This window comes from Alishewanella sp. WH16-1, from assembly GCF_001441695.1.
Classification (GTDB): domain Bacteria; phylum Pseudomonadota; class Gammaproteobacteria; order Enterobacterales; family Alteromonadaceae; genus Alishewanella; species Alishewanella agri.
The window spans coordinates 1-9,120 of the sequence record NZ_LCWL01000067.1; the positions used below are offsets into that span (position 1 = coordinate 1).

4 protein-coding genes are annotated in these 9,120 nt (G+C 50.0%); all 4 read right to left on the minus strand.

Annotated elements, in window-relative coordinates:
• Positions 1 to 505 precede the first annotated feature (505 nt).
• Positions 506 to 3,457 (minus strand): TonB-dependent receptor, encoded by a 2,952-nt coding sequence (locus AAY72_RS06080; protein WP_057786060.1) that lies wholly within the window; start codon positions 3,455 to 3,457, stop codon positions 506 to 508.
• A gap of 23 nt (positions 3,458 to 3,480) precedes the next feature.
• Positions 3,481 to 6,120 carry a glycoside hydrolase family 16 protein gene (locus tag AAY72_RS06085; RefSeq protein ID WP_057786062.1) on the minus strand — a complete coding sequence of 880 codons (2,640 nt, stop codon included), beginning with the start codon at positions 6,118 to 6,120 and terminating at the stop codon, positions 3,481 to 3,483.
• A gap of 246 nt (positions 6,121 to 6,366) precedes the next feature.
• Positions 6,367 to 8,196, minus strand: a complete 1,830-nt coding sequence (gene glmS / locus AAY72_RS06090; protein ID WP_057786064.1) for a glutamine--fructose-6-phosphate transaminase (isomerizing) — start codon at positions 8,194 to 8,196, stop codon at positions 6,367 to 6,369.
• Between the two features lie 54 nt (positions 8,197 to 8,250).
• On the minus strand, positions 8,251 to 9,018 hold the full coding sequence (locus AAY72_RS06095) for a DeoR/GlpR family DNA-binding transcription regulator (protein ID WP_008606265.1): 768 nt from the start codon (positions 9,016 to 9,018) through the stop codon (positions 8,251 to 8,253).
• Positions 9,019 to 9,120: the final 102 nt, after the last annotated feature.

Consider the following 9,120-nt stretch of genomic DNA (forward strand, 5'->3'; position numbering starts at 1 on the left):
AGCTTAACTGACCGGCATTACCGTTATGGCGCCTTTTTATTGAGGCCAGGTTGCTGGGTGAGCAGTCAGGTTCGGCTTAATTCGTTGTCGATACCTGGCTAAGGTTAACGACAAACAGGAACTTCCTTGTCAACCTAACTTACGGCGCCGCTGCGCCAACCCCAACTAATCGTTCTTATTTCAGCCCCGGATAATCCTCACTGTGCCCGCTTCTCCGCCTAAACATCGCCTACGACATTTCAGGCCAGTTCAGACCCATAACCTGACTAGACACCCTACTTAACAAGCGGCTTAATTGAGATTCAGCACGCCCTGGGATTCACTGAATTATTACAGATGATTGGCTCACAGATACCAACTCTTTGGCAGAGAATCGTACAGCCCGGACGTAAAGGCATTGAACAGGCGAACGAGGCAATACAAATCCAGAGCAAAACTGGCAGTTTAAAGTCAAAAAAATGCCCGCAAAGCGGGCATTAAAGACAACCAGGGAGTTACACAGGTATTAGAAGCGGTAACGGGCACCTAAGATGTAACGTGGGCCAAATTGCCGTGCAAACAGGAATTGCTCTTCATAGCGGCCGTAACCTTGTTCGGTTTCGTTGGTCAGGTTAATCCCTTCAAAGAACACCGTAAAATTCTCTGTCACATCGTAGTTCACACTTAAATCCCACTGGGCATAAGCTTTAGCAAACTGCGGCGGTGCATCAGAGGAACCTTGCGACTGACCCACACCAATTAAGTAGCTATCGCGCCACGCATAGGTCAGTTTTACAGACCAGCCATAGTTCTCGTAAAACAATTGTAAGTTTGCCGAGTCACTCAAGCCCACTAACGGCGCTTGTTGCGTCAGGCTATTCACATCAAACTCGACATCACCGTTAACGATAGTACCGTTGATACCAAAACCAAAACCGGTTTCACCAATCAGGTGTTGCCAGGCTGCTTCAATACCATCTACCGTTTTGGTGTCCGGGCTGTTTTGTGGCTGGCTGATACTCCACACAATTAGTGGATCGGCACTGGTTGGTGAGATGGCACCATTGGCATCACCATGACCATTGGCCAGCATCTGATTATAGATTGCCGTATCCGTTGGTTGTTCACCGCGCGCAGTGATATCAGCAACTGCTTGTTGATAACGCGGGCCATTTAGAATGTCATGTAAACCTTCGATAGTAATATCTGTAATGGTGTTACTAATAAAGTTTTTAACACTTTTGCGATAGTAACCAATAGCCGCATAACTACCTGGGGCGTAATAGTATTCTAAGCTTAAATCAAGGTTGGTCGATTCGTAAGGTTGTAAATTGGTATTACCCTGACCACCGCTTCGTGAACCAGGTTTTGGACTGCCACTTAAGCTGCGGCCCCCACCCAGAGCACCTAAAGGTGCGCGGGAAATGCTTTTACCGACAGAAAAACGGCTGACTAAATCATCGGTCAGGTCAACACGTAAATCCAGCATTGGCAATAACACATTATGCGAACCCTCTAACGTCAGGAAGTTAGCATCGCCAGCCTCGTATTGCATAAGCCATTCTGACGGACTGACCCAATTTACCTGGCGCTCAACGTCCTGCAACACACTGCTGGTGACATCGGTTTGCTCATAACGAACACCCACATTTAGCTGTACCGGAAAACTGGCAACATCAAATTCCCAGGCCGATTGCAGATAAATGCTATCTGTGACTTCCTGAACATAACTTTCGCCGTACGGGCCATAAAAGGCATCCGGTACATAGGCATTTTCGCCTAACAGATTTTCGGTCAGATAGGCCGCCTGCCGGGCCACAGCTTCATCATAACTATAGGTGTAAAAATAGTTACTGATTAAACCATTGCCACCACCGGAAAATTGATCCAGGAAATTAGCCGTGCTTTGCTTGGTAAACATACTATCCGGGAAGATAAAGGTGTAGCTCGGATTAAAACCCGGGCCACCACGTAAACCACTCCAGGCATTGGAACCGCCAAGGTTCTGATCAGTGCGGGCTACGCCGCCTTTAATAGATACCAATGGAATCTTAAAGCGTGAGTTATACCAGGTGCTGTCTAACTGGAACTGTTGAATCTCAGATTCGCCCGGCGAATCAAAAAACTGGCTAAAGTTAGAATCGATTTCCGATGGATTTAACACGTTAGTGCCATTACGCCATAAGATATAGGCTTGCGGAATATCACCGGTACGGTAATCGTAGAATTTGGTGATCAGCTGGTCTGAGCCTAAGATAACCTGACCATTATTACCACTACCTTTGTCTGCGCCGTTATCGGTTTTGTTGCTGGAGTCGTGGTAGTCAAAGCTGACTTTCAAGTCATCAGTAACCTGCCACTCCATATTAAAACCGATAGACGCCGCTTTGACTTCTGTTGTGCCCTTACTGGCGGTGAAAGAGCCATCATCACCGCTGATATCAGCAAACAAAGCGGTACCTCGCTCATCCAACTCGTAGGCATTGATGTTGTCACCAAAGTTATTCCAGACGCCCCAACCAATACCTTCGCTACCAACAATGGCACGACTGCCGGTATAATCCACGGTGAAAGTAATATCATCGGTTGCAGCATATTGTAGTGTCAGTTGGCCGGTCGTTCTTTCCCGTTGGAAATCGGTAATGCCATAGTTCATGTCTTTCGGGAAGAAATGGTTACCGATTGGCAACCCATCTGCCCCTACCGGGCGCCGATCGATAACCTGAGTTGGGTTAGCTGGTAGCGGCACATTAGCCTGCCAGCCCTGAATATTGGCCTGCTGAATCTGGAAATCACGCCGCGCTTGTGAAAAAGAGAACGCGACACCGAACCGATCATCGGCAAAGGTATTGCTGTAAAGCGCTGCGAACTCAGGCGTAATGTCCTCTCCTTTTTCATTGGAGCTATCGTGTACACCCTTACCCATTAACGCCAGCTTTTGACCTGGGCTTGCTAAGGGTTTAGCAGTAACAATATTAACTGTCGCCCCTAAACCACCGCTTGGATTTTCAGCGCGTGCTGTTTTATACACTTCTAACGCACTGACGCCCTCTGAAGACAGATTTTCCAGATTATAGGAACGGGTATAACCGGTACCCGGCATTTGCCGGCCATTTAAGGTAATCAGGTTAAACTCTGGCCCGAACCCGCGCACCGTGATCTGGCTGCCCTCACCGTTAACCCGGCTTACCGAAACACCAGTAATACGTTGTAGTGATTCAGCTAAGTTGGTATCAGGAAATTTGCCCATTTCCTCGGAAGAAATGGCATCGACAACCCCTGAAGACTCGCGCTTAACATCCATTGAGCGGGCCAAACTGCCGCGAATACCGCGCACCTCAATAATTTCAACCTTAGGTTCGGCATTTTCATCTGTTGCTGGCGCATCCTGCGCCAGCAGCGGCAAACTTAATCCGGATAACAGTACCATTGACACTGCGGTAGCGACCCGGCTTTTGGTAAAAGTTGTTGTTTTCATCATATTCTACTCTCGTCGCACCGTTAGTTATTCGAAATTTCAACGTTATCAATCTGGTACACTGCACCCTGGCCAGTTCCCCAGGCCGGGAATACCATCAGTACGCTGATATCGCTGATATCTAAGCCGGCATCAAATAAACTTTGTAGTGAGAAACTGTAACGCTGCCATTCGCCGGTGACCGGTGCTACGCCATTGTTACCCGCACTTAGCGCTAACTCGACTGCAGTTGCTGCACCACTGGATTCAATCTTAAATAACCAGCTGCTGTTTGAATTAGTTGGCGCGGAGACAACGCGCATATCAAAGCTGACACTACCATTGGCCAGTAACGACGTCGCATCAAAGGCTTCCCCTTCATCAGCCAGGAAGCCCAGTACAGTTTCCGGCCAACCCAGAATTTCAAACTGCGCGACCTTACCGTACGGCGCATCTGCATCCACTACTTTTGGTTCCGAACCGGCACAGCAGTCCCATAATTCCCAGCCTGCTTTCACGGCGTCACGGAATAACACCAACTGATTAGCTGCCGCATTAGGATTAAAAATTTTCACATCATTAACCCGGAATACTGCACCTTCACCGGTGCCCCAGGCAGGGAAGATCATCAGTACATCAATAGCACTTATATCCAAACCGGCGTCAAACAACGATTGCACGCTAAAGGTGTAAGTAGCCCACTGACCTGTAACAGGCACTTGACCGCCATTACCGGCACTCAGAGGTAACTCAACTGCTGAATCACCACCCGCGGCTTCAATCTTAAACAGCCAGGTTGAATCAGGATTGGCCGGCGCAGCAACTACTTTTACCGCAAATTGCACCACACCATCGGCGAGCAAGGCTGAAGCGTCAAAAGCATTACCACCACCTAAGGGCGCACGGTTATTGAAACCCAGTACCGTTGGTTCAGCACCTACAGTGAACTCAGCGGCTAAGGTATTGGTATCTTCGTCCAGCACTTCAATTGGCGTGCTGCCACCACAGCAATCCCACATCGGCCAGTCAGTATTTGCCCCATTACTGAAAATCACCAGTTCAGGGAACGAAGCCGGTTGGGCAATTTTCACATTATCTAAGCGATAAACCGCACCATTACCGTTATCCCAGGCCGGGAACACCATCACCACATCGATTGCGGTCAAATCTAAACCTGCCGCATCTAACATGCTTAACGGGAAGGTAAAGGTTTGCCATTGGCCGACAACCGGCGCCACACCTTCGGTACTGGCAGTCAGCGGCAGTTCAACTGCAGTGGAACCCTCACTACTTTCGACTTTAAATAACCAGGGAGCGCCAGCATTATTAGGTAAGCTCACGACAAACATATCAAAGCTGATGCTGCCATTTTCAATTAAAGGTGAGGCATCAAAGGGGCTGGCAACGCCCGGTGGCGTGATAAAGGCAGAGCGGCTGACAAAACCATTTACTGTTGGTGCAGGACCAACCAAAAACTCATAAACGTCGCCACGCTCGGCATCCGCGACCAGTGCTGGCGTTGAACCACCACAGCAATCCCAGGCTGGCCAGTTTGGATTTGGTGTACCATCGAAGATCGTCAGATTTTGCGCCACACCGGTAGATGGCGGCGACGGGATAGGGGCTAAACCAGGAACTAAGGTGTTGGCATCTAAATACCCATCACGGATAGTTTCACAACCCTTGCCAGTATTAACATTGGCCTGACACTGATAAACCCGCACCCAGTCAACTTCCAAAGTTTGACCATTGGCGAACGCCTCGGCATCGATACCCAGATTATTTACGTTTTCAGGCCAGTTACCACCAACAGCCAGGTTCATAATTAAGTAAAAGCGTTGGTCAAAAGGCGCAGCGTTATACTGCACTGCCAGCTTACCGGTGGCAGTATTAAAGTACTCGGCGAACCAGCCACGATGGCTTAAACCAATCAACTCACCGCGACTATTTACCCGCACCCGCGATGCTTGCTGAGTTTGATACAGATAGTCATTTACATACCAGCGAATTTCACCTTCCTGCCATTCGATAGCGTAGGTATTAAAATTGTCGGCCGGATTAGCACCATTCGGTAAGGCATAATCTTTACCGCTGTTAACATTACCCGGAAAATCACGGCCATAATGTAGGGTGCCATAAACACGTGATTCGACCACGCCTTCAGCATTGGTCGTTTTCAGGTTCACCGCTTCGACAATATCGATTTCGCCGGATTTTGGCCAGCCACCATAAACTTCATCAGTCGGCATCATCCAAATTGCCGGCCAGCTACCCTGACCCGTTGGCATTTTGGCGCGCACTTCAATCCGGCCATATTTCCAATCGCCCTGATATCTGGAATTCAGGCGGGCAGAGGTGTAAGGCAGGGGGGCGCCATCCTCAGCAGGTTTGGCAACAATCTTCAGGGTACCATTCGAGACAAAAGCATTTTCAGCGCTGTCGGTATAGCATTGTTTTTCCTGGTTACCGCCGCCGCGGCAGTCTACTTCAAAAGTCCATTTACGTTGGTCAATGCTGGCACCGTCGAATTCGTCACTCCACACCAACTTCCAGTCGCTAACTGGTACAGTTGGATCGACCGCGGTAAAGTCGGAGTTGGTTTTTACATCCCCGCCACAACCGCTCAGCCCTGCTGCCAGTAGCACTGCAGCCAGGGGTTTCGCTGTTTTCATTTTAATTGTCATACCCTGAATTCCTGTTTTTTCACCTTGTCACGCCAGCGGCAGGCGACGCCAAACCGCCCACCAAAAAATGTAAGCGCTTACATAAGGTAGAACAAGAATTTTCAGCCGTCAATGCACTGTGTAAAAAAAGCTCAGATTTAATTCGGTATCACTGTCGGGTAAGTTGCACAACAGTGACACAAATAAAAAGGCGGCCATTGGTTAGCCGCCTTAGAATGATGCGAAAAACGTTAAAAAAACCCGATATTATTCGACCGTAACAGATTTCGCCAAATTACGTGGCTGGTCTACGTCGGTACCCTTGATAATGGCCACATAGTAGCTCAGTAACTGCAGTGGCAGGGTGTAGACGATGGGCGCCAGAATATCAGCCACATGCGGCACATTGATAACGCGCATAGTGGCATCTGATTTAAAGCGGGCATCGGCATCGGCGAACACATACAGAATACCGCCGCGGGCACGCACTTCTTCCACGTTCGACTGCAGCTTCTCCAACAGATCGTTATTTGGAGCAACGACGATAATTGGCATATCGGCGTCGATCAGCGCCAGCGGGCCGTGCTTTAACTCGCCGGCGGCATAGGCTTCAGCGTGGATATAGGAAATTTCTTTTAGCTTTAACGCCCCTTCCATCGCGATAGGATACTGATCGCCACGACCGAGGAACAACGCATGGTGCTTGTCGGCAAACTCTTCTGCCAAAGCTTCAATTTGCGGCGCCAGCGTCAGTGTTTCTTCCAGCTTGGCTGGCAGGCTGCGCAGGGCGGCTGTTAGCTCTCGCTGTTGCTCCAGCGTTAAACCGTTATATTTACCCACCGCCAATGTTAACATCGCCAGGCCCACTAACTGGGTAGTAAAGGCTTTGGTAGAGGCAACCCCGATTTCGGCGCCGGCACGGGTCATAAAAGCCAGATCCGATTCGCGCACCAGCGACGAGCCGGCGACATTACAAATCGTCAGGCTACCCAAATAACCAGCTTCTTTCGCCAAGCGCAGTGCCGCCAGAGTGTCGGCCGTTTCACCGGATTGTGAAATGCTTACCAGCAGGCTGTTTGGCTGCACAAAGGATTTACGGTAGCGGAACTCAGAAGCAATTTCGACATTACAGGACACGCCAGCCAGCGCTTCCAACCAGTAACGGGCAACCATACCCGAGTGGTAGCTGGTGCCGCAGGCGACGATTTGAATATGTTTTACTTTTTTAAACAGCTCAGCCGCGCCATTGCCAAAGGTTTCATCCAGCACGCTGTCGCTGCTCAGCCGGCCTTCCAGCGTGTTATTGATCGCACTTGGCTGCTCGTAGATTTCTTTTAGCATAAAGTGGCGGTACTGTCCTTTGTCGCCGGCGTCATAGCTAACGTTAGACTCATGCACTTCGCGCTCGACCGCCTGGCCGTTTTTATCAAAAATGCTAACGCTGTGGCGGGTGATTTCCGCCACATCGCCTTCTTCTAAAAAGATAAAGCGGCGGGTAACAGGTAACAGCGCCAGCTGATCCGACGCAATAAAGTTTTCACCGATACCCAGACCAATCACCAGCGGGCTGCCCGAGCGGGCCACTACCACGCGGCTGGCATCGGTTTTATCCAGCAGCACAGTACCATAAGCACCGTGTAATTGTTTTACCGCGGCCTGCACCGCAGTCAGTAATGAACTGTGGCTTTTCAGCTCTTCTTCAACCAGGTGGGCAATCACCTCGGTGTCAGTATCAGAAGTGAAGATATAGCCTTTGGCTTTTAAGGCGTCGCGTAATACGGCGTGGTTCTCGATAATACCGTTATGCACCACCGTAATGTTGCTGGAAACATGCGGGTGGGCATTGCGCTCGCTTGGTTCACCATGGGTAGCCCAGCGGGTATGAGCGATACCGGTACCGCCGGGAACCGGCTGCGCAGCAACCGCATCCGCCAGCTCTTTCACCTTACCCAGGCGGCGTAAACGCTGTAACTCACCGCTTTCGCTCACCACTGCCACACCGGCTGAGTCATAGCCGCGGTACTCCAGCCGGCGTAAACCTTCGACCAGAATATCTACCACATCCCGTTGCGCGACCGCGCCGACAATACCACACATAGCTATACTCCAATAAGTTACTAAATAAATTCTAAGTTATCGAGGTCAGGTTAATCAGGCCTGAACCCGGATCACCCGTACCCCGTGTTGTGTAATTTCTGCGGCGGCGGCTTCGGGTAGACCGGTATCGGTCACTAACACCTTAACCAGCGACCAGGGCAGTTCCAGATTATGGATTTTGCGTCCCAACTTGTCGGACTCCAGCATCACTATCACTTCGCGTGATACTTCCGCCATCACCCGGCTTAAACTATACAGCTCGTTATAGGTAGTGGTGCCACGCGCCAGATCGATACCATCGGCACCAATAAATAACTGATCAAAATCATAGTTGCGTAACATCTGCTCTGCCAGTTGGCCCTGAAAAGCTTCCGATTGCGGATCCCAGGTACCGCCAGTCATCAGCAGCGTCGGTTCGTTTTCCAGCTCGCGCAGTGCATTGGCAATGGCCAGCGAGTTGGTCATTACCACCAAACCGCGTTTTTGCGCCAGCTCAGGTAACAAGGCCGCCGTGGTGCGGCCACTGTCGATAATAATCCGGTAATGATCTTTAATCAGCGCCGCCGCTGCTTTGGCAATCGCCAACTTTCGCTCTGAAACTTTTTCCAGGCTGCTGTCTGAGACAAAGTCCTGTGGCACCGGCACCGCACCACCATAGCGGCGCAATAACAACCCCGCGGCCTCTAATGCCGTTAAGTCTTTACGAATCGTCACTTCGGAGGTTTGAAATTGCTCGGCTAACTGCTCAACAGTCACTTCGCCCTGTTGTTGCAGGCGGGCGACGATCAGATGGCGGCGTTGCTGGGTATTACGCTTATTCATTTCTTTCGCTTAAGTTTCGAAACGAAACATATTTTAATGATCTTTGTTGCTTTTGCAAGCAACCAAGATAAGAAAATAATTTAATGATAACTATTTGCATTT